This window comes from Nocardioides sp., assembly GCF_035503875.1.
Taxonomy (GTDB): domain Bacteria; phylum Actinomycetota; class Actinomycetes; order Propionibacteriales; family Nocardioidaceae; genus Nocardioides.
The window spans coordinates 175,773-198,953 of sequence record NZ_DATJTA010000008.1 but is presented as its reverse complement, the minus strand read 5'-3'; the positions used below and the strand labels follow the sequence as shown (position 1 = coordinate 198,953).

Sequence of the window (23,181 nt, the reverse complement as noted above, 5' to 3'; positions counted from 1 at the left end):
CCAGCGCCCGAACGTCGTTCGCACCTCGTCGTCCGCACCCGCAGAATGCCCGCGTGGAGTGCTACGTGGACGTGTCCGGCGATGTCCGCCTGTGGGTCGAGCAGTCCGGCCGCCGTGAGGGGTCGCCACTGCTGCTGGTGATGGGCGCCAACTCCTCCGGCGTCGCGTGGCCCGACGAGCTCGTGGCCCGGCTCGGTGAGCACCATCGCGTGGTCCGCTACGACCATCGGGACACCGGCCGGTCGACGTGGGCCTTCGACCAGCAGCCGTACGCCGTCGCCGACCTGGCGCGCGACGCCGTCGCCGTCCTCGACGGGCTCGGCATCGACCGCGCCCACGTCGTCGGCATGTCGATGGGCGGCACCCTCGCGCAGCTCCTCCTCCTCGACCATCCGGACCGACTGCTCTCGGCCACGATCCTCGCGACCGCCGTGCTCGAGGGCGCCGGCCCCGACGGCGCCCCGGCACCGTTCGGAGACATCGACCCCCGCCTGCTCGCCCTGTGGGAGCGACTCGCCGACCCGCGCAGCCGCGAGGAGGAGATCGCCTTCCGCGTCGAGCACTGGCGCCTGCTCAACGGCGACGAGGTGCCCTTCGACGCCGACGAGTTCCACCGGCTCGAGGAGCACGTCGTCGACCACACCGGGCGGCACGACAACCCCGCGGCGCACGCCCGCGCGGACCAGAGCGGCCTGGACCGGGGAGCGGAGCTGGCGTCGGTCGCCGTACCCACCCTCGTGGTCGAGGCGCCGGCCGACCCGATCAACCCGCCGCCGTCGGCCGCGCGGATCGCCGACGCCATCCCGGGCGCCGACCTGGTGACCATCCCCGGGATGGGGCACGCACTCGGCTCCCCGGTCGTCGTACCGCTCGCCGAGGCGATCCTCGAGCACACCCGGCGCGTCGACGTCACGGACGGAAGCGCGGACGCCACCGGTCGCTGAGCAGCACGCCGAGCGCGATCGCGAGAGCGACGGTCGGGACCTGGAGGCCGAAGTCGACCAGATCCGTGAGGCCGTCGACCGGGTCCTCTCCCAACACGGCGGTGACGCCGCGAACGCCCAGCCCGCCGACGGTCAGGACGAAGAAGCCCCCGAGCACGAGGACCAGCCGCGGCGGGCGATGGGGGTGCGCGTCGAGGAGGTTCGCGAAGGCCCCGAGGACGGCTCCCGCCACGAGCGTGCCGAGCACGGCGCCGGCGACCCGGGTCACGCCCTGCTGGAGCAGGAACGTGGCGATCACGCTCGGGACCAACCACCAGAACACCGTGGGCGGCGCGTTGAAGGCGAGGACCAGTCCGGCGGAGAAGACGACCCACCCGGCGAGGACCACCAGCAGGGGGAGGTCCGGCGCCGGCAGGGTTTCGGAGAGTGCGTCGACGTCGCCGGTCAGGTTCGCCCCCGCCACGATCCCGATCACGATCAGGCCGAGGACGAAGAGGCCGAGAGCGAGACGGATCGCGCCGGCCGTGAACCGCCCGCTGAGGAGCTCCCCCGCTGCCGCCGAGAGCGTGTCGCCCGGGACGGTGATGAAGAGCGCCGGCAGCACCATCAGCGTCACCCCGGTCGTGGACGCGAGGTCGGAGAGCAGCGTCAGGCCGAGGACCGTGACGACGAACGCGCCGAGGAACGGGACGATCCCCTCCAGCCGCGTGCCACCGGCCGCGACGACCAGCACGCCCATGAGCAGTCCGAGCATCGCCGCCGCCGCCACCTCGCCCCAGGACGCCACGACGCTGGGGGCGAAGCCGGCCGCGAAGAGCGCGACGCCGACGACCCGAGCCCACCACGGCCACGGAGCCGTGCGTCCGGCGATCGCGTCGAGCCGCCGGCACGCCTCGTCGGGAGGCGCACCGGCCTCGATGTCGACCAGGCTTCGCTTGAGGTCGGCCACCTGGTCGAGCCGGAAGATGCCCGGAGCGGCGCGGACGAGCGCCGTACGCGGCTGGTCGGTCCCCAGCTCCTGGACCAGGATCTGCTCCGGCAGGACCACCAGCCCGACCTCCAGCCCGTACGACGCACCCGCGCGCCGTACGTAGTCCTCCAGCAGCCCGACACCCTCCGCGCTCGACTCCAGCGCCAGCCGCGCCACCCGGACCACCACGTCGAAGCCGTCCACGAGCGCGATGCTCGGTCATCCCGGACCCCGCCACCTCACCCGAATCGGGTCGGGGCACCTCGACCTGTGAGGGCTGGCACTCCGCTACCCGCCGGCACATCGCCGAGTCGGCAGAAGTTGCGCCTCGAGTCGGCACAAGTTGTCGCCTTCACCAAGCACTCTCCGAGGCGGCCCTCCCTGTGAGACCCGTTTCGGGAGCGCTGGTCGCTTTGGCGCTGATGTCGGTCCTCGGCGTCGGCTCCGCGGGAGCGCTCGTCGTCCCTGACGTCCGCCCGCTCGAGCGCCCATGACCGCTGGATGGTCCACAGGCGTTGACCACACAACAGACGACGAGCACGGCGACCGAGACGGGAAGGTACGACTTCACGCGCGGCCTTGCTCGTGGGACGCCACAACGCGCGGTTTCGTTGCTCGGCTCACCTCTCACGTGCCGGACCTGGTCGCCCAATCACTCGAAGTCCCGGCGAACCTAGGGTGGCGCAACCTACCCTGAGCCCACATCCCGCCGACGAAGGGTCACCGTGGAACTGGCTCGCACGCTGCTCGGTGCCTACGTCGCACTCGCGCTCGGGATCGCTGTCGTCTTCGTCGCGGGACGGATCACCGGGCTCGGGCTGGAGATCCGGACCGCTGCACTGCTCTTCGGGGCGGGCGCGATCGGCGCGACCTACGGCAACGTCCGCCGGCACCGCGCCGCGAAGGTCGACTGACCCGCTCGCCGCGCCCTCGCGCGCACCGAACACTCAGCCGCGCAGAGCGCGACGGCCGATGGGTCGTGTGCCCGAAGACGCGCGCCGGCGCGGCCGGCCGCACACAACCTGAGGAAAGGCGACCGCGCATCCCTGCTCTCGACCCGCCAGGACCAGAAACGCGCCTCTTGCTTGAATGCGCCCATGGACCGAGACGCCGACGCCCCATCTGCGGACAACCTCCACGTGACCGTGGACGGCTTCGACTTCGCCATCACCTATGACGCTTCGCAGCCGGGCACCTACCACTACACCCGCCTCCCAGGCGGGTGTAGTGGTTGTAGTGGTCCTGCGGTCGGCTACGGGTTCTCGGGCGGCCGCTCCGACGGCCAGAGGTTGCCTCGCGCCGCACACGTCGACTCCATCCGCGACTTCCTCGCGATGGTCGATCCCGTGAGCGGCTACATCGAGGACACCAACGAGGAGGACGATTCCGGCGAGTAGTCACCGAACGGTCTCGATGTCGCGTCCGGGACCAGCCGTCGCTACGCACCGGAGCGGCCCAGGAGTTCGACGAGGAGGTTCGCGTACCCCAGGGTGTCGTCGATCGCCCGGTGCGAGTGCGCGATCTCGCCGAACCACGCGCTCGGCAATGTGTCGGGCTGCACGTCCGCGACCGGCATCCCGCTGATGGCTGCGGCATAGCTCTTGATGCACAGGCCGCCGCCGGCGAACACCGTGTCCTGCTCGTGGTGACCCTGCCGGACGCCGTACCGGGTGAACCGGCGCAGGTAGTAGTCGATCCACAACCCGTCCAGTGACATCGGGAAGGCGGCGAACGTCCGCGGCCAGGGCAGAGTCCGCAGCCAATCGACGTACCTCACCATCACGTCGACGACCGGCTCCGGGTCTGTGGTGGCCGCCTCCCAGGCACCGGGCTGCGTCCCGAACCATGCCAGGGTCTTTTCGTCGGGCGCCGTCCCGGGCAGCGGCTCCAGCACCGCCTCGAAGCGTCCGTGCTCGGTCCCGTCGCGCGAGACCGCGACCGAGGCGAACGATCGCATCGAGTTCACCCCGGGCCACGGTCCGTCGAGCTCGACGTCGGTGACGACGTAGATCCACTCATCCGTCGGCTTCTCTCCCACGCGCGACATCGTGCCGGGTCGGCAGCGGCTTCTGCCGACTCGGCGCGCAAGTTCTGCCGACTCGGCGCGCAAGTTCTGCCGACTCGGCGCGCAAGTTCTGCCGACTCGGCGGGGTGACGGGGTGGGTCAGGCCTCGGGCGGGGTGGCGCGGGCGAAGGCCTCCCAGGAGGACAGGATGGGGCCGGAGACGTCCCAGTCGGCCGGGGGCTCGAAGTACTGCGGGTGGTGCTTCTCGGTGTACGCCCGGATCTTCGGAGGTACGTCGTCGAGGCCGCGGATCGTCTTGCGGCTGTGCAGCCGGCCGGTCATCACGCCGCCCTCGAGTCCCGAGCCGCCCATCCGCATCCACGGCCAGAACGGCGAGACGCGGGAGAAGCCGGCGCGGAAGTGGGCGGAGGCGAGGTCGCGGTCCTCGAGCTCGCGCTTCGAGGTGTAGATGACGAAGTGCTCCGAGGGGTTGATCGTCGCGCCGGTCGAGGCCTTCGGCCAGCCGGTCGGGGTGACCGGGTTGGGGTACTCGTGCGCGTAGTCCCACTCGAGCAGCACCTCGTCGCCGTAGACCGCCCACGGCAGGATGAACGGCAGCGAGCCGTCCTCGGTGGCGTCGACGTTCTCGTTCATCGCGACGCCGTGCTCCTCGGCGTCGCCGACGTACAGCCTCGGCATCTCGAGGGTGAGTTCGCCGCCGATCTTGTCGTTGAGGAAGGGGAAGACCTCCACGGTCTCCGCGGTGAACGGGTTGTCCCAGGTCTCGATGACGTCGCCGGTGCGCAGGTCGTAGAAGAACCCCGTCTCCTTGCCGCGCATCTGGAGGCGCTCGGCGGGACCGTCGCCGACGAAGCGGACCTTGGTGATGCCGGTGCCGGCGTACCCGAACAGCGGCTGCAGCCGCGAGGTCCCGACGGAGGCGTACATCGCGCCGTGGAACGTCGAGACCAGGGGGTCCTCGCCGAACGTCCCCCACGTCTTCCCGAAGGCGTAGAGGTTGTCGCGCGGCGACGCGGCGAGGTCCAGTGGAACGGAACGGGTCACGGAGGCTTCCTTCTCACCCGGGCGGCAGGTGGACGGAGGCTAGCAGCGGCGCTCAGTCGACGGAGACGGTTCGCGCGACTCCGTCGTACGACTCCTCGCGCACGACCAGCGGCCGCCGTCCGCGCCAGCCGAACCGCTCGAGATCGGGCACGGTCGGCAGCTCGGCGACCTCGCCGACGCACAGCCAGGCCACCGGCCGGACGTGCGCGGGGAAGCCGACCAGGTCGGCGAGGAACGCCTCGCGGTAGAAGCTCACCCACCCCACTCCGACGCCCTCGGCCGTCGCGACCAGCCAGAGGTTCTGGATCGCCAGGCAGACCGAGTACAGACCGGCATCGGCGATGGCATGCCGCCCGAGCACCTGCGCACCCGCGGTCGTCGAGTCGTAGCCGACCACGATGCCGAGGCCGGACTCGACGATCCCCTCGACCTTGATGCCGGAGAAGGTCGCGGCCCGCTCCCCGTCGAGCGAGGAGGCGAAGACCTCCGGCTCCGTGTGGACGTGCTCGCGGAAGACCCGACGCGTCGCGAGGTCGCGCACCGTCACGAACACCCACGGCTGGGACATCCCGACGCTGGGCGCCCGGTGCGCCGCGGCGAGCATCCGCTGCAGCGCCTCGTCGGACGGCGGTACGCCGGTGAACTCGGCCCGGGTGTCCCGCCGGAGGGCGAGCGCGTCGTACAGGTCCACGGTCAGCTCCGCCGCTCGCGGTCCGCGCTGTAGAGGTACGACTCCCCGCCGTCCCCGGCGAGCGCCGGCCCGACGAGGATCACCGCGGCCTGCCGCAGGCCGATCGCCTCGACCTCGTCGGCGATCCCTCCGACGGTGCCGCGCAGGACCTGCTCCCCCGGCTGGCTAGCGCGGTGTACGACGACCACCGGGCAGTCGTCTCCGAGGACCGGGGACAGCTCCGCCATCAGCTCGCGAGTCCGGGTGATCGCGAGGTGGAGCACCAGGGTGGCGCCGGTGGCGGCGAAGTCCGCCAGCCGCTCGCCCTCGCCCATCGGCGTCGACCGGGCGCGGGTGCGCGTGAGCACCACCGACTGCGCGACCCGCGGGACGGTCAGCTCCCGGCCGACCAGGGCCGCCGCGGCGGCGTACGCCGGGACGCCGGGGGTGACCTCCCAGGGAACGCCGGCCGCGTCGAGGCGCCGGGTCTGCTCGTGCAGCGCGGAGTACAGCGACGGGTCGCCAGAGGTCAGCCGGACGACAGGCAGACCGGCGCGGACCGCGTCGACCAGATGCTCGGTGATCCGGTCCAGGTCGAGGTCCTGGGTGTCGACCAGCCGCGCGTCCGGCCCGCAGTGCGCCAGCACCTCGGGATCGAGGTAGGTGCCCGGGTAGAGCACGACCCGGGCCGCGGCGAGCAGCCGGGTGGCGCGCACGGTCAGCAGGTCGGCCGCTCCCGGACCGGCGCCCACGAAGTGCACGGTCACCGCACGTACCTCGGCGTCCAGACCCCGGCCGGTGACACCCGGGTCGAGGACGCGCCCACGATCAGCAGGCACTTCATGTCAATGCTCCCGGGGTCGAGCTCGCCCAGCGTGGTGACCGTCAGCGACTCCTCGGCTCGGCCCACGTCGCGGCCGACGACGACCACAGTGGCGGGGTCGCGGTGCTCGAGCAGTACGGCGCGCGTGGTCGCGATCTGCTCGGTGCGCGAGCGCGACGCGGGGTTGTAGACGGCCAGCACCAGGTCCGCTTCGGCCACGGCGCGCAGCCGCCGCTCGACCACGGCCCAGGGCTTGAGCCGGTCGGAGAGGCTGAGCACCGCGAAGTCGGCGCCGATCGGCGCCCCGGCGCGGGCGGCCACGGCCTGCACGGCACTGACGCCGGGCAGCACCCGCACCCGCACGTCGGCGTACGCCGGGTCCTCGGCGGCCTCGAACACCGCGGCCGCCATCCCGAAGACCCCCGCGTCCCCGCCGGAGACCACGGCGACCCGTTCCCCGCCGCGCGCGAGGTCGAGCGCGGCGCGCGCCCGGTCGACCTCCACGGTGTTGCCCGAGGCGTGCCGGGTCAGCCCCTCGCGCTGCGGGACCCGGGCGACGTACGGCGCGTAGCCGACCACGTGGTCGACCTCCGCGAGGGCGGACGCGACCTCCGGGGTCAACCAACCGTCCGGGCCCGGTCCGAGCCCGACGACCAGCAGCTCGGCGGGGCTCGCGTCCGCCGGAGGGGCGGCGGGCTCCGCGCCCCCGGCGTCCCGGGACCGCGCGCCGTTCAGGCTGTCCCCCGGCACCACGATGAGCGAGAAGTACGGCACGTCGCGCTCGTCCACCTCGGCCACGTGCCGCCAGTGCTCCTCCGGCATCGACGCGCGCTCGACGTACAGCGCGTGCTCCAGGCGGCCAGCAGCGGCGAGCGCCCGTCGTACGGCGGGGAAGGTCCGTCCGAGCTTCATGATCACGGCACCGTCGGTGTCGGCCAGCCGCCGGGCCAGCTCCGGCTCGGGCAGCGTCCCAGGCAGCACGGTCAGCACGTCGGTCTGGCGCACCAGCGGGCTGGCGGTCGTCGCCGCGGCCGCGAGGAACGCGGGGACGCCCGCCACGATCTCGGTGGAGTACGACGCCGAGAGCCGGTCGTGCATGTACATGTACGAGCCGTAGAACAGCGGGTCGCCCTCGGCCAGCAGCACGACGTCCCGGCCGGCGTCGAGGTGGGCGGCGAGCCGGGCGGCCGCCTCCTCGTAGAACTCGGCGAGCGCGCCGGTGTAGCCGCCGGGGTGGTCGGTGCTGCCGGTCGTGACGGGGTAGGTCAGCTCCTCCTCGACGACACCGGGCGGCAGCAGGCCGGCGGCGATCCGGCGGGCGTTGGACTGCTTGCCGGCGGCAGCGTGGTACGCGACCACGCCGGCCGCGCCGATCAGCCGGGCGGCCTTGAGCGTGATCAGCTCGGGATCGCCGGGGCCGACCCCGACGCCGAAGAACCGACCCGGTCCGCTGCTCATTCGACCTCCTGGGCGATCGCGTTGAGAGCCGACGACGTCATGGCGGACCCGCCGCGCCGGCCACGGACGGTGACGAACGGGATGTCGATGCCGTGGTCGCGCGCCAGGTCGGCCAGGGCCTGCTTCGACTCGGCCGCACCGATGAAGCCGACCGGGCAGCCGACGATCGCGGCGGGCCGGGGAGCACCGTCGATCAGCATCTCGAGCAGGTGGAACAGCGCGGTCGGGGCGTTGCCGATGGCGACCACCGCGCCCTCCAGCCGCGGCTCCCACAGGGAGACCGCGGCCGCCGTGCGCGTGGTCCCCCACTCCTCCGCCAGGCCGGGCACGCGCGGGTCCTCGAGCAGGCAGACGACGTCGTTGTCGGCGGGCAGCCGGCTCCGGGTCACGCCCCGGACCACCATGGTGGCGTCGCAGAGCATCGGCGCGCCGGCCTCCAGCGCGGCGCGGGCCGCCGGGACCAGGCGCGGGTCGACGACCAGGTCCTCGGCCAGGTCGACCTGCCCACTGCCGTGGATCATCCGTACGGCGAGCTGCTCGGCGCTCGCCGGCACCCCGGACAGGTCCGCCTCCCGGCGGATCGTCGCGAACGAGTCGTGGTAGATCGCGGGCCCGCGGTCGACGTACGGGTAGTGCCGGCGGGGGCGGCGCGGGCCGGTGTCCGGCGTGTTCATCGGTTCTCCTCGGGGATCAGGACGCCACGCCACGGCGTGACGACGAGCTCGGGGGCGGCGGCGCAGAGCCGCTCGACGGCGGACCGGTCGAGCCCGTCGCTCGGCACGGGCACGTGCCGGCCGCCGGGGACGGCGCCGTACGGCAGCGGTGGCGCCGGAGACGGCACCCGCGGGTCCGGGGACCGGGCGGGCACCAACGGGGACGGGAGCTCGCGCACGTGCCAGGCGGCCGACGGTCCGCCTCCGCGCGCGCGGAGGAAGGCGCGGGCCAGGACGACCAGCTCCTCGTGCGCACTCGACACCGGTACGACGTCCCCCCACCCGTCCCCGACCCGCAGCTGGCCGTGCGCGTCGTCGAGCGCGACGAGCCCGAGGTCGCAGGTCGCGCCGAGCAGGTCGCCGGTGCCGTCGTCGAGGACGAACAGGAACCGACCGGGGAGCCCGCCCAGCACGGGGTCGCCGCAGATCGCGGCGTCCAGGGCACGCAGCACCGGCCGCAGGTCGGCGGGCGCGGAGGCGAGTCCGGTCCGCGGCGAGGCCATCACGTTGCGGGCCAGGTCGTGGGTCCGGCTGGGCAGCAGCCCGGTGGCCTCCAGCTCGGCCAGGACGTCCGCGGGGAGGTCGGAGGCTCCCGGAAGTCCCCGCACCTGGAGGTTGCTGCGCGACGTCACGTGCACGTGGCCGTCGCCGTACCGCTCGGCGAAGCGCCCGAGGGCGTCGAGCGCCGTGGCCCCCACCCGGCCGCCGGGCAGACGCAGGCGCACCAGCAAGCCGTCGTCGGCGGGCCAGGGGCGCAGCGCACCAGGACAGCGATCTGGTCGGTACCGGTCCACCGGGGCGTTCACCTTGCTCGGAGTCGGGGTCCGTTCGCGAGACCCACCATGACCCGACGACGGGTGTCGTCAGGGCCAGCAGGTCTTCGGACTCGGATCACCCGGGAGAGGACGCCTTCCCAGGGCGTGTGCCCCAGTGGCTGCCGTTGCCGGCGTGTCCCACCCGTCCCCTCACCGCTGCGCGTCAGTTCCGGAGTCACACCGGATTCCCTGACTCCTGGCATCAGGAGCACGACTGGCTGCCAGGAGCGTACCGCCCGGTGATCGTGGCCCGACACGCAGTCGTCGGCACCCGGTCGCCGCGTCGTCACCCGACGCCGCTACGCTTACCTCGCTATTGCATATCGGTCGCAACAAGGAGCCCGGGTGCCGCACGCCATCACGCTGTCCGTCCCACCAGAGGTCGGGTCGGACCCCCTCGGGCGGGGACGTCGGCGGCGACGCAACACCGTGGTCGTGACGGCACTGGTCGTCGCCCTGCTGGTCTCCGCCGTCCTCGGCATCGGGATCGGCCCGATCGTGATCGCGCCGACCGAGGTGCTCGAGGTGCTGCGGGCCAGGCTGCTGTCCACGGTCCCCGACGGCGTCAACGCGACCTCGGAGGTCATCGTCTGGGACGTCCGCTTCCCCCGGGTCGTCATGGCGATCGCCGTCGGCGCCGGTCTCGCCGTGTGCGGCGCGGCGCTGCAGGCGATGGTGCGCAACATGCTCGCGGACCCCTACCTGCTCGGCATCAACTCCGGGGCGTCCAGCGGAGCCGCGGCCACGATCCTCTTCGGCGTGACGCTCGGCGTCGGCGAGCACGCCCTGTCGGTCAGCGCTTTCCTCGGCGCTCTGGCGGCCTCGCTGCTGGTCTTCGTCGTCGCCCGGGCGGCCGGGCGCATCACCTCGGTCCGACTGCTGCTCGCCGGGGTCGCCGTCGGCTACGCGCTCTCGGCACTCACCAGCTTCCTGATCTTCGCGTCGGGATCCGCCGAGGGCGCCCGCTCGGTGATGTTCTGGCTGCTCGGCTCGCTGGCGCTGGCCCAGTGGGGAGCGCCCCTCCTGGCGCTCACCCTCGTCGTCCTCGGTACGGCGATCGTGCTGGCCCTGTGGGGGCGCAAGCTGGACGCATTGGCGATCGGCGACGACACCGCGCTGGTGCTGGGCGTCTCGCCGACCCGCTTCCGGACGCAGCTGCTGATCCTGGTCTCGCTGTGCATCGGCTTCGTCGTCGCCGCCTCCGGCTCGATCGGGTTCGTCGGGCTGGTCGTCCCCCACCTGGCACGGCGCCTCGTGGGGGCGGCGCACGCGTGGTCGATCCCCACCGCCGCCCTGCTCGGCGCGATCTTCCTGCTCTGGGCCGACCTGCTCTCCCGGATGCTCCTCCAGCCGCGCGAGCTGCCCATCGGCATCGTCACCGCCATGGTCGGAGCCCCGTTCCTGCTCTACCTGATCCGCAGGCTGCACTCACCTGCCTGAGAAGCCCGTGCCGCCTGAAGTGCCCATCACCCCTCCACGAAGGAACCACGTGTCCGTCTCCCGCCCCATCGCCCTCGTCTCCGGCGTCGTCCTGATCGCCTCGCTCTCCGCCTGCGGCTCCGACTCCGAGTCCGGCGAGGAGAGCACCGCCGGGTCCACCGGGGGCGCCTTCCCCGTCACCGTCGAGAACTGCGGCACCGACGTCGTCTTCGACCAGGCGCCCGAGAAGGGCGTGCTGCTGAAGTCGGCCGCTGTCCCGTACCTGCACGAGCTCGGCGTCCTCGGCGACGTGGTGACGGCGCGCGCCGGCGCCTACGCCCGCGACTACTACGACGACGAGACCTGGGCGGAGCTGGAGTCGATCCCGACGCTCTCGGACGAGATCGACTCCTCCGGCCACCTGCAGATCTCGAAGGAGGTCGTGCTCGCCGAGCAGCCCGACATCGTCTTCGGCGAGGCGGACAATCTCAACCGCGAGACCCTCGGCGCCGCCGGCATCCCGCTGATGGAGGAGCCGGGCCTGTGTCCCGAGCCGCCGGCGGACCCGTCGTTCGACGACATCTACGAGCAGATGCGCACCTACGGCTCGATCTTCGACAAGGCCGAGGAGGCCGAGGCGGCCGTCGGCCGGCTGGAGACCCGCCTGGCCGAGGTCCTGGACCGGGTCGACCCGGACGAGCAGCGCACCGCCGCGGTCCTCTACCCCACGGTGGGCGGCGGTACGCCGTACGCGTACGGCACCTCGTCGATGGCGCAGCCGCAGCTGGAGGCCGCCGGCTTCACCAACGTCTTCGACGACACCAGCGAGCGCGTCTTCGAGGTGACCCTGGAGGAGCTCGTCGGGCGCGACCCCGACGTCCTGATCCTGCTGCACTCCGACGGCGACCCCGCGGACGTCGAGGCGGCCATCACCGAGATGAACGGCGCCGAGGCGCTGACGGCGGTGCAGGACGACGCGATCCTGACCCAGCTGTTCAACTTCTCCGAGCCGCCCTCGCCGCTGGCGATCGACGGCCTGGAGAACATCGTGGAGCACTTCCAGCGATGATCTCCGCCAGCGGGATCAGGTTCTCCTACGGCCAGCGCGAGGTCCTCGACGCGGTCGACCTCGACGCGCCGCACGGTCAGGTGCTGGGCCTCGTCGGACCGAACGGGTCGGGCAAGACCACGCTGCTGCGCACCCTGTACGCATCGCTGCGCCCCCGGACGGGCGCCGTGCTCATCGACGGCGAGCAGCTCGGCGGGCTCTCGGCCCGCGAGGTCGCCCGCCGGGTGGCGGTCGTCGTCCAGGAGACCTCGGGAGACCTGCCCCTGCTGGTGTCCGACATGGTGCTGCTGGGCCGTACGCCGCACCGCTCCGGGTTCGCCCGGCGCGGGGCCGACGACGAGCGCGTCGCCGCCGCGGCCCTGGCCCAGGTGGGGGCGCTGCACCTGGCCGACAAACCGTTCGACGGCCTCTCGGGCGGCGAGCGCCAGCGGGTGCTCATCGCCCGGGCGCTGGCCCAGGAGACCAGCCACCTGTTGCTCGACGAGCCGACCAACCACCTCGACGTGCGCTACCAGCACGAGGTCCTGGACCTGGCCCGCCAGCTCGCCGTCGACGGCGGGCACACCGTGATCGTCATCCTGCACGACCTCAACCTGGCCGCGTCCTACTGCGACCGGGTGCTGCTGCTGCACCACGGCTCGGTGGTGGCCAGCGGCACCCCCGACCACGTCCTCACCGCCGAGCACCTCGAGCCGGTCTACGAGGTGGCGGTCCGCCGCCTCGACCTCGACGACGGCTTCCAGCTCGCCTTCCGTCCCCGGCGCCTCGCCACGCACCGCACCTTCGAGAGGATCCACTGATGACCCAGACCTCCCCCGACGTCCAGTCGGCCATGAACGACTACTGGACCGAGCGCTCGGCGCCGTACGACGAGTACCAGCAGCGTCCGGAGCGCAAGGAGCTCGACCTCGCGGCCTGGCGGGAGGTCTTCACCGACGCGCTCGGCGGCGGCCCCCTCGACGTCCTCGACGTGGGCACCGGGTCGGGGTACGTCGCGTGCACCCTCGCCGGCCTGGGTCACCGCGTCACGGGGGTCGACCTGGCCGACGGGATGCTGGAGCGGGCACAGCTGCACGCCGACGCCATGACGAACGCCCCCACCTTCCTGCGTGGCGACGCGGTGGCCCCCGACTTCCCGCCCGCGTCCTTCGACGCCCTCGTCAACCGCTACGTGACCTGGACGCTGCGCGAGCCCGACACCGCGCTGGCGAACTGGTTCGAGCTGCTGCGCCCCGGCGGCACCCTCGCCGTCGTCGACGCCACCTGGTTCGCCCGGGGCCTGTACGACGGGGCCAGCGACCAGTTCCGGACGTCGTACGGCGAGGACGTGCGGCAGGCCATCCCGCTCGCGGAGTCGACCTCCATCGAGCCGTTCGTCGAGCGCATCCGCGCCGCCGGGTTCGTCGACGTCGAGGCGGTCGAGCTGACCCGCCTGCACGAGCTCGACGTCGAGTACGGCGTCGCCCCCAACCACGAGGTGCTCATGCAGTACCTCATCCGCGGCACCCGCCCCTGAGACCGACGCCTGTCACCTGCGCCGGGGTCGTCAGTCGCCCCAGCGCAGGTGGTAGGCCACCAGCGGCTGCATCGCGGTCAGCAGGTCGCGACCCCGGTCTCGGTGAGCCGGTACCTCACCGAGACCGGGGTCGTCGGGATCACCTCGCGCTCGACGACGTCGTGGGCCTCCAGCTCCCGCAGCCGAGCGGTGAGCAGGCGCGCGGACAGCCCGTCGACGGCGGCCTCGATCTCGCCGAACCGGGTGGCGCCGCGGCCGAGCGCGAGCATGATCGCGCCGGTCCAGCGGCGGCCGACGAACTCCAGGCCCGCGGTGGCCTCGCGGCAGGTGGCGTCGTCGATCAGGTCCTGCCCGGCGCGTGTGCTGCTCCTCGTGGTCACTTACCCAGAGTAACCCGGTTACGTGCAGTTGGACCGACCCCGTCGTACGACGGATGCTGGAGGCATGCCCGACTACGGCCACCCCCTCCGCTTCGGATCCTTCATCACCCCCGCGGCCGCCTCGCCCGGACGGCCGGTCGAGCTCGCGGTCCTCAGCGAAGAGCTCGGCTACGACCTCGCGACGTTCCAGGACCATCCCTACCAGGGCTCGTTCCTCGACACCTGGACGCTGATCTCGTACGCCGCCGCCCGCACCGAGCGCATCCACCTCGCCGGCAACGTGCTCAACCTGCCCCTGCGTCCGCCCGCCGTGCTCGCGAAGTCGGTCGCCAGCCTCGACCTACTCTCCGGCGGCCGCGTCGCGCTGGGGCTGGGTGCCGGAGGCTTCTGGGACGCGATCGAGGCGTACGGCGGCACCCGCCTCAACCCCGGCGAGTCGGTCGACGCCCTGGCCGAGGCGATCACGATCATCCGCGGGATCTGGGACACCGCCGACCGGTCGGTCCTCGCCGTCGACGGCGCCCACCACCGGGTCCGCGGCGCCAAGCGCGGCCCGGCGCCCGCGCACGACGTCCCGATCTGGCTCGGGGCGCTCAAGCCCCGCATGCAGCGCCTGATCGGCCGCGCGGCCGACGGCTGGCTGCCCTCGCTGCCCTACCTGCAGCCCGGCGACCTCCAGCGCGGCATGCAGGTCATCGACGAGGCGGCCCGCGGCGCCGGCCGCGACCCCGCGGAGGTCGTCCGGCTCCTCAACGTCACGCCCGACACCACCGCCGACGACCTGGTGCGCCTGGCCGTCGAGGACGGCGTCAGCACCTTCATCGTGATGGGCGACGACGAGGGCGGGCTGCGTCGCTTCGCCGCGATGACCGGCGAGGTGCGCGACCGGGTCGCCGAGGCGCGCGAGGGCTCCGGGGTGCGGGAGCGCGGCCGGGTCCGCGGCACCTCGGCGCTGGCGAAACGCCTCCCCGGCATCGGGTACGACGACCTGCCGCCCGAGCTCGCCGAGCGCGCGGTCGAGCCGGGCGACCCGGCGTACGCGCGCTACACGTCGAGCTACCTGCGCGGCGGTGCCCCCGGCCTCGTCCTCCGGCCGCGGAGCGTCGCCGAGGTGCGGGCCGCGGTCGCCGTGGCGCGCGAGCACCGCGAGCTTCCGCTCGGCATCCTCAGCGCCGGACACGGCATCTCCGGCCGGTCCCTCAACCGCGGCGGTCTCGTCATCGACGTCAGCGCCCTCGACGGCGTCGAGGTGCTCGACCCGGAGACCGGCCGCGTCCGGCTCGGCCCGGGCGCCCGGTGGGCGGACGTGGCGCGCACGCTGGCGCCGTACGGGCTCGCGGTCAGCAGCGGCGACTACGGCGGTGTGGGCGTCGGCGGGCTCGCGACGGCCGGCGGGATCGGCTGGTTCGCGCGCAGCCACGGCCTGACCATCGACCACCTGACCGCGGTCGAGATGGTGCTGGCCGACGGGCGGGCCGTACGCACCAGCGCCGACGAGGAGCCGGACCTGTTCTGGGGCATCCGCGGCGCCGGGGCCAACTTCGGCATCGCCACCTCCTTCGAGCTCACCGCCTCGCGCGTCGGCACGATCGCCTTCGCCCAGCTCGCCTTCGACGCCAGCGACACCGCGACCTTCCTCGAGCGGTGGGGCCGGGAGATCGAGTCCGCCGACCGCAGCGTCACCGGCCAGGTGATCCTCGGCGCGCGGCGGGGCGGGCAGCGGATCGCCCAGGCGATGCTGGTCGTCGACGCCGACGACCCCGACACCGTCGTCGCGCGCCTGCAGCCGATCGCGGAGATCGCGCCGCTGGTGCAGCAGCAGGTCGTGCTCACGACCTACGACCAGGTGATCGGCCTGTTCAGCAGCGACGAGCCGCAGCAGGGCCGCGGCGAGCCGCACACCCACTCCGGGCTGGCCGACCACCTCTCCCCCGCGCTCGCGGCCGAGGTCGCAGAGCTGCTCGACGCAGGGACGTCGTACTTCTTCTCGATCCGGGCGGTCGGCGGCGCCGTCGCCGACGTACCGAGCGGCGCCACGGCGTACGCCGGCCGCAGCGCGGCGTTCTCGCTCTCCGGCTTCGGCACCGGCCCGTCGTTCGACTCCGCCTGGGAGCGGCTCGTGCCCCACCTGTCCGGCAGCTACCTCAGCTTCGAGACCGGCACCGGCCCGCTCTGGCTCGAGCGCGCCTTCCCGCCGGCCCACCTCGCCCGGCTGCGCGACCTGAAGCGTCGCTACGACCCCACGGGCCTGTTCCGCGACAACTTCTTCATCGACCCGGCGACCGACGCCGTCGAGGGCCCGGCCGCCTGAGCAGCGGACTTCGTCAGGCGGTGGCGGGCATGCCGCCTCCGGCCCAGCCCCCGTCCACCGGCAGGACCACGCCGGTGACGTAGTCGGCCAGCGGCGAGACGAGGAAGCGGACCGCGTTGCCGATGTCGTGCGCGCGGCCGATCCGGCCGAGCGGCACGCGCTCGAGCGCCGCATCGGTCGATAGCCGGCCCGCCTCGACCATCCGCCGCTGCATCTCGGTCTCGATGGTGCCGGGGGCGACCGCGTTGACCCGGATGCCGGCCGGTCCCCACTCCATGGCCAACGAGCGGACGAGCCCCTCGACCCCGGCCTTCGAGGCGCAGTACGACGCCCGCGCCGCGAAGCCCTGGGCCGCGGCGATCGACGAGATCATGACCATGCTGCCGCCGGGAACGAGATGGGGCCGGGCGGCCTGCGCGCCGAGGAACACGCCGCGGAGGTTGACGCCCACGACCCGGTCCCAGTCGGCGACCGGGTAGTCGACGGTGTCGCCGGGCGCGGTCACACCGGCGTTGAAGACGACGGCACCCAGCCCGTCGCCGAGCTGAGCGGCACGCTCGCACGCCGCCCCGATGACGACCCCGTCGGTCACGTCGCCGACGACGGCGCGGTGGCCGGACCCGAGCCCGTCCATCGCCGCCTCGACCTCCGGGAGCAGGTCCACCCCGACGACCGCGTGTCCCGCAGCGGCGAGGCACTCCGCGATCCCGAGCCCGAGCCCGCGGGCGGCGCCGGTCACGACCACCCCGCGTGCCCCGGTCCCTCGGTCGATGGTCTGCGCGTCGGTGTGCTGCGCGATGGTCACCGGGCCTCCTCGAGAGCGACGTCCTCGGCCTGCGGTCGAGGTGCGGGGACGCTAGCACCGATCCGCAGTTCCTGACAATGATGCGCCTAGATGCTGGATGCCGGGAGCGCGACGACCCTCTCGACGAGGTTCCGCTTGTGCGCGAACCGCAGGTGGCCGTCGACCTCCACGAGGTCGTCGTCGTACCGACCGACGACGAGGCGGGTCCCGGTCGCGTCGAAGAAGAGGGCGCGGAAGTAGGCCCGCACCCGGAGCCCGCCGCCGGGAGTGGCGTCGACCAGCAGGCCGGTGACGGCGTGCTGGCACGGGACACCCGCGTCGACCACGCCCTGGTAGACCGCCATGAACTCCTCGACCCCCGGGAACGTCTCGCCTCCCCGGGTGATCACCACGTCGTCGGCGACCATCGCCCGCAGGGCGACCAGGTCCCCGTCGTCCACGGCGCGCGCGTACTCCGCATAGAGGCGCGCCACCCGCCGCTCGATCTCCGCCTGCTGACCCATGTCGTCACGCTCCTCAGCTCGTTCGTCCGCGTCTTGCGGACAGCCCCTACCGAAACTAGGGCAATCATGCATATGGTTACCAGTGACCGCCATCACGAGGGATGGGTTCACGCAGAGAGGCACCACGATGAGGCGCGACACGACGACCATTCTCCCGAGCACCCGACGCCGGCGGCGCGCGAGCGTCCTCGGCGCCACCCTGGCCTCGATGGCTCTCGTCACCGCCTGCGCTGGCGGCGGCGGGACCGCGAGCGACGGCGGCACCACCACGCTGAAGTTCCAGGACATCTACGCGCCCGGCAACGCCTTCGCCGACGCGAGCCAGGCCTACGCCGACGCCGTGACCGAGGCGACCGACGGGGACGTCAAGTTCGAGATGTTCTGGTCCAACAGCGTCGCTGCGACCGACGAGCTCGCCGCGGCGATGAACGACGGGCTCCTGGACATGGGCCGGGTGCAGCCGCCGGCCACCCCCGCCGACTTCCCGACCGTCGACTGGCTCAGCTCGGCCTCCTTCCTCAACACGGGCGCCTTCCCGGCCGGCCTGCTGCAGAAGATCGGGGCGCACCTGGAGTTCGCGAAGGACACCGGCGCGCTCGACGGGGACCTGGAGAAGCTCGGCATCCGCTACATCGCCCCGATGGCGCTCGTCCAGCAGTACGACCTGCTGTGCAAGAAGCCCATCACGTCGGTCGACGACTTCAAGGGGCGCAAGATCCGCATCGCCGGCGAGGCATGGGCGGACGAGGTCGAGAATCTCGGCGCCAACCCGGTCACGCTGCTGCCCGAGGAGATCTACGAGGGCTACCAGCGCGGCATCGTCGACTGCGTCATGACCTACCCCGCCCACTACGTCCTCTCCGGCCTGTGGGAACTCGGCGGCCACTACGTGCCGCTGCAGTTCAACGGCTGGAACCAGGACGGCGTCACCATCAGCAACTCCGCCTGGGACGACCTCGACGAGGCCAGCCAGGACGAGATGTACGCCGGCGTCCGCGCCTGGCTGAAGTCCTTCGTCGAGGCCCAGATCCAGGTCTACTGGGAGTTCGCGACGCAGGCGGGCGAGCACGGCGTGACCTTCGACAAGCCCGACGCGGCCGTGCAGGAGAAGATCTCCGGCTTCCACGACACGGTGCTCGACGACATGGCCGCGAACGCCCCGGAGGGCGTCGAGGACCCGGAGGCTCTGCTCGACGACTACGAGGCCGCCCACGAGAAGTGGCTCGGCATCGTCGAGGACCTCGGGTTCGCGACGGACTACACCACCCTGGACGACTTCGTCGCGAGCCTCGACGACCCGACCCAGGCACCCGAGATCGACCTCGACCCGTGGCTGGACACGGTGATGTCCGAGGTCTTCGACATCGACCCGTCCTGACCCGACAGGAGAGCAAGCTGTGAGCACCGTCAGCCCGCCGGAGTCACCGGCACCCACGCGCAGCGAGGCCGCCGACGAACCGCGCAGCGGCGTACGCCGCGTGGCGGACGCCCTGTGGACCCTCTACGCCGTCCTCGGCGGGTTGGCGGTGCTCGCCCTCCTCGGGGTCGTCCTCGTCGACGTGGCCCTGCGCTACATCGCCAGCTCGGGCGTCAAGGGCGCCAACGACATGGTCGCGTCGTGGTTCATGACCGCCATCGCCTTCACGGGCATCGCCCTCGCCCAGCGGTACGACGGCCGCATCCAGGTCGACTTCCTGATGGACACCGTGCCCGGTCGCCTGCGCCAGGTCGTCGACGTGGTCGTCGTCCTCGCGGTCGCGGTCGTCGGCGCCCTGTTCGCCTGGTACGGCTGGCAGGAGGCGCTCGAGCAGATGGAGGCCGGCGAGTACGCCCCCATCGGGCACCTGCCGATCTGGCCGTTCCGGTTCCTGGTCCCCCTCGGCTTCGCCGGCTTCACGATCGCCTGCGTGCTGACCGCCGTCGACCTGGTCCGCGGCGGGCCCACGGAGGTCTCGGCCGCCGACCTCGAGCACGAGCGCGCGCACCGCGAGCACACCCCCGATCCCCAGACCGACCTGAGGAGCATGTGATGACCCTCGTGGCCGAGCCCACCACCGACGCGACCGAGGAGCCCCGCCGGCCCCGCCGCGGATCCCGACGTCTCGCGTCGATCTTCGTCCTGACCAGTCCCCTGGTCATGGCCTACTGCGTCTTCGTCCTCTTCAGCGGCGCGACCCCGATGAACATCGCCGGCGCCGCCATGATCCTGCTGCTGTGGCTGATGTTCCTGCGCGTGGCGGTCGGCATCGCGCTGGCCGTCGTGGGGCTCCTGGGCCTGTGGGCGATGACGGGCGAGACGGCGGGCGCGATCAACAGCCTGCACGACGTCGCCTGGTCGAGCACGAGCAGCTGGACGCTGAGCGTCATCCCGATGTTCGTGCTCATGGGCATCCTGCTGGAGAAGAGCGGCATCGGCGCGGACATCTTCACCGCGGTCCGCGCCATCGTCGGCCGCGCTCCGGCCGGTCTCGCGATCAGCACGAACTTCGCGGGCGCGGCGATGGGTGCCGCCAGCGGCTCCACGACCGGCATCGTCTACTCGCTCGGCCGCACCGGCATCCCCGAGATGGTCAAGGCGGGCTACGACCGACGCTTCGCGGCCGGCGCCGTGCTGATGGCCGGCACCGGTGGCCAGCTCATCCCGCCCAGCATCCTGCTCGTCGTGTACGCCGGGATGGCGGAGGTGCCGGTCGGCCAGCAGCTGATGGCCGGCATGCTCCCCGGCGTCCTGCTGCACGTGGCGTACGCCGTCATGATGGTCGCGCTCGTGCTCATGGTCCCGCGCCTGGCTCCCCGCACCGACGGCGACCGGCTCCCGATCGGGCAGCGGGCGCGGGCCGCCGCGGGCCTGTGGCCGGTCGTGGTGCTGGTCGGCGTCGTGCTGGGCGGTCTCTACCTGGGGATCTTCACGCCGACCGAGGCGGGCGCCTTCGGTGCCTTCGCCGCCGCGATCATGGTGGTGTTCGTGAAGGGACCCGCGACCCTCGTCAGCTCCATCGGTCCGGCGCTGCGCACCACGGTGATCGCGTCCGGCAGCATCTTCCTGATCATCATCGGCGGCAACATCTTCGCCCGCTTCATGGCGGTCAGCGGAGTGCCGAGCGCCTTCACCGACTTCCTCGAGGGCGCCGACACCGGCCCCGTCGGCTTCATGCTGATGGTGCTGGTCATCTACCTGCTGCTGGGCACGTTCATGGACCCGGTGCCGATGATGCTGGTGACCGTGCCGGTGCTGCTGCCGATCGGCATGTCGCTCGGCGTCGACCCGATCGTCTTCGGCGTCTTCGCCGTGCTGATGGGCGAGCTCGCCGTGCTCACGCCTCCGGTCGGCATCCTGATGTACATCGTCCACCGCATCGCCCGGGACGCCGGAGTGAAGATGACGCTCGGCGAGGTGATCCAGGGGATCTCGTGGTTCTACCCGATCACCATCGCCTTCGCGCTGACGCTGGTCTTCTTCCCGGACTACGTGCTCTGGCTCCCCGGGTTGATGAAGTGACGGAGGCCGGGCTCGGCCTGGCCCTCGTGACCGGCGGGGCAAGCGGCATCGGGGCCGCCTGCGCCCGCCGGCTCGCGGAGGACGGGTTCGAGGTGCTCAGCCTGGACCTCCGTGACCCGGACCCGGGTACGACGGCCGCCGGGGTCGGCTCGAGGCACCTCGACGTGACCGACGAGGACGACTGGACCTCGCTCGTCGCCGACCTCCGCGCCGACGGTGCCCCGGTCACCGCCCTGGTCACGTCGGCCGGCATCGTCCGCTTCGGCGGGATCGAGGACTGCACCCTGGAGGACTTCCGCGTCGTCCAGGACGTCAACCTGGTGGGCACCTTCCTCGCCTTCCGGCACGTGCTCCCGCTGATGCGGGAGCACGGTGCCGGATCGGCCGTGGCGGTCTCGTCGGTCGCCGGACTGATCCCCAAGCCGAACCAGGTCGCGTACGTCGTGAGCAAGTGGGGCGTGCGCGGCATGGTCAAGGCCGCCGCCCAGGACCTGGCCGGCACCGGAGTCCGGGTGAACTCCGTGCATCCCGGACCGGTGCGGACGCCGATGACCGACGGGCTCTCGGACGCCGTCTTCGCCCGCCAGCCGATGGCGCGCCGGGCCGAGCCCGAGGAGGTCGCGAGCGCGGTGTCGTTCCTGACCGGACCCGGGTCGTCGTACTGCACCGGGTCGGAGCTCGCCGTCGACGGGGGTCACGTCCTGCAGGGGTGAGCGCTCGAGCGCGCCCCTACGGCGTGCTCAGAGCCGGTCGATCCAGGTGTCCTCGTCGCGGTCGTCCCAGCTCGAGCCCGTGCTGCGTGGGGCGGGCCGGCGAGCCGCCAGCGCCTCGACCAGCGCACGGGCCTCGGCCGAGGTGAGAGCACGCAAGGACGCGACGGGGCGGCCGGTGACCTCCTCGACGAGGCGCTGACGATCCTCCATGGACTCCAGCCCCTGACGGTCGAGCGCCTCGCGCAGCTGTCTCACCTGCCAGTCGGGCACGCCGGGCTGCTCCGTCGGAGCGGCCGCCGGAACTTCGGTCGGGTCGTCGTCACCGAAGAGCGAGCTGTCCACCGTCACCGCCGCATCGTAGGACGGAGGTGGTGCGCCCCCGCGGGCGGTCAGGGGGTCGCCAGGCCCCGGAGCTGGGGGAACGGCGCCACGTCGAGCATCTCCTCGAGGTTGCCCAGGGTGAAGACCCGGCCCTCGGTGTCGCGCACGACCGGTCCGAGGGTGTCGTTGACGCGCGCCCAGCCGATGCCGCCGAGCACGGCGATCAGCGGAATGCCGCCCAGACGCTGGGCCTCGTCGCGGAGCGTCTTGAAGCGCAGCGCCTTGTCGCGGGCGGTGCCGCCGTCGTTGGCCCCCTTGCACTCCATCATCGCGCGCACCGTGCCGGTGTCGTCGAAGAAGACGAAGTCGGGAGCCGGGGTCACGACGATGCCGAACCGGTCACGCGGCTCGTACTGGTTGTGCGAGCCGGTGCGGATGTGGGGAATGCCCTCGCGCACCGCCAGCTCCTCGACGGCGTCCTCGATGAGGTTGCCACGCTCGCTGCTCGTCGCGTCCAGGACCTGCCGGAACGACCCGCCGTAGTGGCGCTGGTGCAGGAACGTGGCGTACGGCACGCCCTGGGACGCGAACCCGGCGGCGGACGCCCAGCCTCCTGCGGAGTCGGGCTTCTGCTGCTTCAGCTTCACCTCGGGCACGGGCGGTGCCCCGAACAGGGTGCCGTCCATCAGCGCGCCCAGCGTCCGGGCGATCAGGCGGGCCTGCTGCTGGGAGGTCGTCGAGCCGGACTTCTCCATCGAGTCGACCTTGGCGCTCGAGACGGCCCCGCCGGCGCCGTCGCGCTCGGCGACGATCTTGGTGGCGTGCGCGAGCTCGTTCTTCAGCAGGCCGGTGATCGACCTGAACACGAGGAGCGTCTGCGGGTGGTCCGCGATGACGGACGTGAGGTGGTCCTCGTCGACCTGGGTGAATCTGCCGGTCGCCCTCTCGGCCACGTCGTACACCCGCTGGAAGTGGTCGTGGGTGTAGAAGTCCGGCTCGAAGTAGTACGCGAAGTCCGGCGCCAGGTGCGGGAGGTAGAGCTCGCGCGCGATGCTGGCGTAGACCTCCTGGTGCTCCCCCGTGCCGTGGTGCTGAGGCACGAGACGGATGGCGGCCACCCGCGCGTCCCACGTCGTCCTGTCCGTGACGGCGGCGACGGTCTGGTCCGGTGTGGGCATGCGC

At 72.6% G+C, this 23,181-nt stretch carries 25 protein-coding genes and 1 riboswitch; of the genes, 12 read left to right on the top strand and 13 right to left on the bottom strand.

Going from position 1 to position 23,181, the window contains the following annotated elements; all coding sequences use genetic code 11:
* Positions 1 to 53 precede the first annotated feature (53 nt).
* The gene (locus VMF51_RS02635) at positions 54 to 944 is read left to right on the top strand and encodes an alpha/beta hydrolase (RefSeq protein ID WP_325472832.1); all 891 of its coding nucleotides are present in this window, start codon (positions 54 to 56) and stop codon (positions 942 to 944) included.
* On the opposite strand, the gene VMF51_RS02630 is transcribed toward VMF51_RS02635, so the two are convergent.
* On the bottom strand, positions 910 to 2,118 hold the full coding sequence (locus VMF51_RS02630; RefSeq protein ID WP_325472831.1) for a threonine/serine ThrE exporter family protein: 1,209 nt from the start codon (positions 2,116 to 2,118) through the stop codon (positions 910 to 912). The two genes, VMF51_RS02635 and VMF51_RS02630, sit on opposite strands and share 35 nt — an antisense overlap.
* 521 nt (positions 2,119 to 2,639) lie before the next feature.
* Between VMF51_RS02630 and VMF51_RS02625 the strand changes: the two genes are divergently transcribed.
* The gene (locus VMF51_RS02625) at positions 2,640 to 2,828 is read left to right on the top strand and encodes a hypothetical protein (RefSeq protein WP_325472830.1); all 189 of its coding nucleotides are present in this window, start codon (positions 2,640 to 2,642) and stop codon (positions 2,826 to 2,828) included.
* 183 nt (positions 2,829 to 3,011) lie between these two features.
* Positions 3,012 to 3,311: a hypothetical protein gene (locus tag VMF51_RS02620; protein ID WP_325472829.1), complete on the top strand. Its 300-nt coding sequence runs from the start codon at positions 3,012 to 3,014 to the stop codon at positions 3,309 to 3,311.
* Between the two features lie 41 nt (positions 3,312 to 3,352).
* Here VMF51_RS02620 and VMF51_RS02615 read toward each other — a convergent pair whose 3' ends face one another.
* The 7 genes from VMF51_RS02615 to VMF51_RS02585 form a co-directional block, all read right to left on the bottom strand.
* Positions 3,353 to 3,952 carry a hypothetical protein gene (locus VMF51_RS02615; protein WP_325472828.1) on the bottom strand — a complete coding sequence of 200 codons (600 nt, stop codon included), beginning with the start codon at positions 3,950 to 3,952 and terminating at the stop codon, positions 3,353 to 3,355.
* A 126-nt stretch (positions 3,953 to 4,078) separates the two neighbouring features.
* Positions 4,079 to 4,984, bottom strand: coding sequence for a DUF1838 family protein (locus tag VMF51_RS02610; protein WP_325472827.1), 906 nt, complete (start codon positions 4,982 to 4,984; stop codon positions 4,079 to 4,081).
* Between the two features lie 52 nt (positions 4,985 to 5,036).
* A complete protein-coding gene (gene bluB / locus VMF51_RS02605; protein ID WP_325472826.1) occupies positions 5,037 to 5,675 on the bottom strand; it encodes a 5,6-dimethylbenzimidazole synthase in 639 nt (212 codons plus the stop codon).
* Positions 5,676 to 5,677: 2 nt separating this feature from the next.
* On the bottom strand, positions 5,678 to 6,421 hold the full coding sequence (locus tag VMF51_RS02600) for a cobalt-precorrin-4/precorrin-4 C(11)-methyltransferase (protein ID WP_325472825.1): 744 nt from the start codon (positions 6,419 to 6,421) through the stop codon (positions 5,678 to 5,680).
* Complete coding sequence (locus VMF51_RS02595; protein WP_325472824.1) at positions 6,418 to 7,935, bottom strand: precorrin-2 C(20)-methyltransferase; 1,518 nt, start codon at positions 7,933 to 7,935, stop codon at positions 6,418 to 6,420. The genes VMF51_RS02600 and VMF51_RS02595 overlap by 4 nt, the downstream gene beginning before the upstream one ends.
* On the bottom strand, positions 7,932 to 8,609 hold the full coding sequence (locus VMF51_RS02590; protein WP_325472823.1) for a precorrin-8X methylmutase: 678 nt from the start codon (positions 8,607 to 8,609) through the stop codon (positions 7,932 to 7,934). The genes VMF51_RS02595 and VMF51_RS02590 overlap by 4 nt, the downstream gene beginning before the upstream one ends.
* Positions 8,606 to 9,373, bottom strand: coding sequence for a nitrite reductase (locus tag VMF51_RS02585; RefSeq protein WP_325472822.1), 768 nt, complete (start codon positions 9,371 to 9,373; stop codon positions 8,606 to 8,608). Before VMF51_RS02585 ends, VMF51_RS02590 begins: the two co-directional genes overlap by 4 nt.
* 129 nt (positions 9,374 to 9,502) lie before the next feature.
* Positions 9,503 to 9,697, bottom strand: a riboswitch (cobalamin riboswitch).
* Between the two features lie 111 nt (positions 9,698 to 9,808).
* Between VMF51_RS02585 and VMF51_RS02580 the strand changes: the two genes are divergently transcribed.
* The 4 genes from VMF51_RS02580 to VMF51_RS02565 are packed head-to-tail and all read left to right on the top strand — an operon-like array spanning position 9,809 to position 13,467.
* Positions 9,809 to 10,903 (top strand): iron ABC transporter permease, encoded by a 1,095-nt coding sequence (locus VMF51_RS02580; RefSeq protein ID WP_325472821.1) that lies wholly within the window; start codon positions 9,809 to 9,811, stop codon positions 10,901 to 10,903.
* A gap of 49 nt (positions 10,904 to 10,952) precedes the next feature.
* Entirely contained in the window at positions 10,953 to 11,951 is a 999-nt protein-coding gene (locus VMF51_RS02575; RefSeq protein ID WP_325472820.1) for an ABC transporter substrate-binding protein, read from the top strand.
* Positions 11,948 to 12,751: an ABC transporter ATP-binding protein gene (locus VMF51_RS02570; protein WP_325472819.1), complete on the top strand. Its 804-nt coding sequence runs from the start codon at positions 11,948 to 11,950 to the stop codon at positions 12,749 to 12,751. Before VMF51_RS02575 ends, VMF51_RS02570 begins: the two co-directional genes overlap by 4 nt.
* The gene (locus VMF51_RS02565; protein WP_325472818.1) at positions 12,751 to 13,467 is read left to right on the top strand and encodes a class I SAM-dependent methyltransferase; all 717 of its coding nucleotides are present in this window, start codon (positions 12,751 to 12,753) and stop codon (positions 13,465 to 13,467) included. The genes VMF51_RS02570 and VMF51_RS02565 overlap by 1 nt, the downstream gene beginning before the upstream one ends.
* A 77-nt stretch (positions 13,468 to 13,544) precedes the next feature.
* Here VMF51_RS02565 and VMF51_RS02560 read toward each other — a convergent pair whose 3' ends face one another.
* The gene (locus VMF51_RS02560) at positions 13,545 to 13,847 is read right to left on the bottom strand and encodes a helix-turn-helix domain-containing protein (RefSeq protein ID WP_325472817.1); all 303 of its coding nucleotides are present in this window, start codon (positions 13,845 to 13,847) and stop codon (positions 13,545 to 13,547) included.
* A gap of 64 nt (positions 13,848 to 13,911) precedes the next feature.
* On the opposite strand from VMF51_RS02560, the gene VMF51_RS02555 reads away from it, so the two are divergent.
* Entirely contained in the window at positions 13,912 to 16,158 is a 2,247-nt protein-coding gene (locus tag VMF51_RS02555) for an LLM class flavin-dependent oxidoreductase (protein ID WP_325472816.1), read from the top strand.
* A 13-nt stretch (positions 16,159 to 16,171) separates the two neighbouring features.
* Here the strand turns inward: VMF51_RS02555 and VMF51_RS02550 are convergent, their stop codons facing one another.
* Both VMF51_RS02550 and VMF51_RS02545 read right to left on the bottom strand, forming a co-directional pair.
* Entirely contained in the window at positions 16,172 to 16,963 is a 792-nt protein-coding gene (locus tag VMF51_RS02550) for an SDR family NAD(P)-dependent oxidoreductase (RefSeq protein ID WP_325472815.1), read from the bottom strand.
* Between the two features lie 86 nt (positions 16,964 to 17,049).
* A complete protein-coding gene (locus VMF51_RS02545) occupies positions 17,050 to 17,466 on the bottom strand; it encodes a nuclear transport factor 2 family protein (protein WP_325472814.1) in 417 nt (138 codons plus the stop codon).
* 208 nt (positions 17,467 to 17,674) lie between these two features.
* Here VMF51_RS02545 and dctP point away from each other — a divergent pair, with 208 nt between their 5' ends.
* Genes dctP through VMF51_RS02525 form a run of 4 tightly spaced genes read left to right on the top strand, consistent with a single transcriptional unit; the run spans position 17,675 to position 21,678 of the window.
* Complete coding sequence (dctP, locus tag VMF51_RS02540; protein WP_325472813.1) at positions 17,675 to 18,844, top strand: TRAP transporter substrate-binding protein DctP; 1,170 nt, start codon at positions 17,675 to 17,677, stop codon at positions 18,842 to 18,844.
* Between the two features lie 19 nt (positions 18,845 to 18,863).
* A complete protein-coding gene (locus tag VMF51_RS02535; protein ID WP_325472812.1) occupies positions 18,864 to 19,496 on the top strand; it encodes a TRAP transporter small permease in 633 nt (210 codons plus the stop codon).
* Complete coding sequence (locus tag VMF51_RS02530) at positions 19,496 to 20,965, top strand: TRAP transporter large permease (RefSeq protein WP_325472811.1); 1,470 nt, start codon at positions 19,496 to 19,498, stop codon at positions 20,963 to 20,965. The genes VMF51_RS02535 and VMF51_RS02530 overlap by 1 nt, the downstream gene beginning before the upstream one ends.
* Positions 20,962 to 21,678 carry an SDR family NAD(P)-dependent oxidoreductase gene (locus tag VMF51_RS02525; RefSeq protein WP_325472810.1) on the top strand — a complete coding sequence of 239 codons (717 nt, stop codon included), beginning with the start codon at positions 20,962 to 20,964 and terminating at the stop codon, positions 21,676 to 21,678. Before VMF51_RS02530 ends, VMF51_RS02525 begins: the two co-directional genes overlap by 4 nt.
* Positions 21,679 to 21,705: 27 nt before the next feature.
* Here the strand turns inward: VMF51_RS02525 and VMF51_RS02520 are convergent, their stop codons facing one another.
* Complete coding sequence (locus VMF51_RS02520) at positions 21,706 to 22,026, bottom strand: hypothetical protein (RefSeq protein WP_325472809.1); 321 nt, start codon at positions 22,024 to 22,026, stop codon at positions 21,706 to 21,708.
* Between the two features lie 41 nt (positions 22,027 to 22,067).
* Entirely contained in the window at positions 22,068 to 23,177 is a 1,110-nt protein-coding gene (locus VMF51_RS02515; RefSeq protein ID WP_325472808.1) for a hypothetical protein, read from the bottom strand.
* Positions 23,178 to 23,181: the final 4 nt, after the last annotated feature.

Bases quoted from the DNA above. Each gene is read 5' to 3' on its own strand.
- VMF51_RS02620 (WP_325472829.1), top strand. From the start codon at position 3,012: ATGGACCGAGACGCCGACGCCCCATCTGCGGACAACCTCCACGTGACC.
- VMF51_RS02595 (WP_325472824.1), bottom strand. From the start codon at position 7,935: ATGAGCAGCGGACCGGGTCGGTTCTTCGGCGTCGGGGTCGGCCCCGGC.
- VMF51_RS02590 (WP_325472823.1), bottom strand. From the start codon at position 8,609: ATGAACACGCCGGACACCGGCCCGCGCCGCCCCCGCCGGCACTACCCG.
- VMF51_RS02570 (WP_325472819.1), top strand. From the start codon at position 11,948: ATGATCTCCGCCAGCGGGATCAGGTTCTCCTACGGCCAGCGCGAGGTC.
- VMF51_RS02565 (WP_325472818.1), top strand. From the start codon at position 12,751: ATGACCCAGACCTCCCCCGACGTCCAGTCGGCCATGAACGACTACTGG.
- VMF51_RS02555 (WP_325472816.1), top strand. From the start codon at position 13,912: ATGCCCGACTACGGCCACCCCCTCCGCTTCGGATCCTTCATCACCCCC.
- VMF51_RS02545 (WP_325472814.1), bottom strand. From the start codon at position 17,466: ATGGGTCAGCAGGCGGAGATCGAGCGGCGGGTGGCGCGCCTCTATGCG.
- dctP (WP_325472813.1), top strand. From the start codon at position 17,675: ATGGCTCTCGTCACCGCCTGCGCTGGCGGCGGCGGGACCGCGAGCGAC.
- VMF51_RS02530 (WP_325472811.1), top strand. From the start codon at position 19,496: ATGACCCTCGTGGCCGAGCCCACCACCGACGCGACCGAGGAGCCCCGC.
- VMF51_RS02515 (WP_325472808.1), bottom strand. From the start codon at position 23,177: ATGCCCACACCGGACCAGACCGTCGCCGCCGTCACGGACAGGACGACG.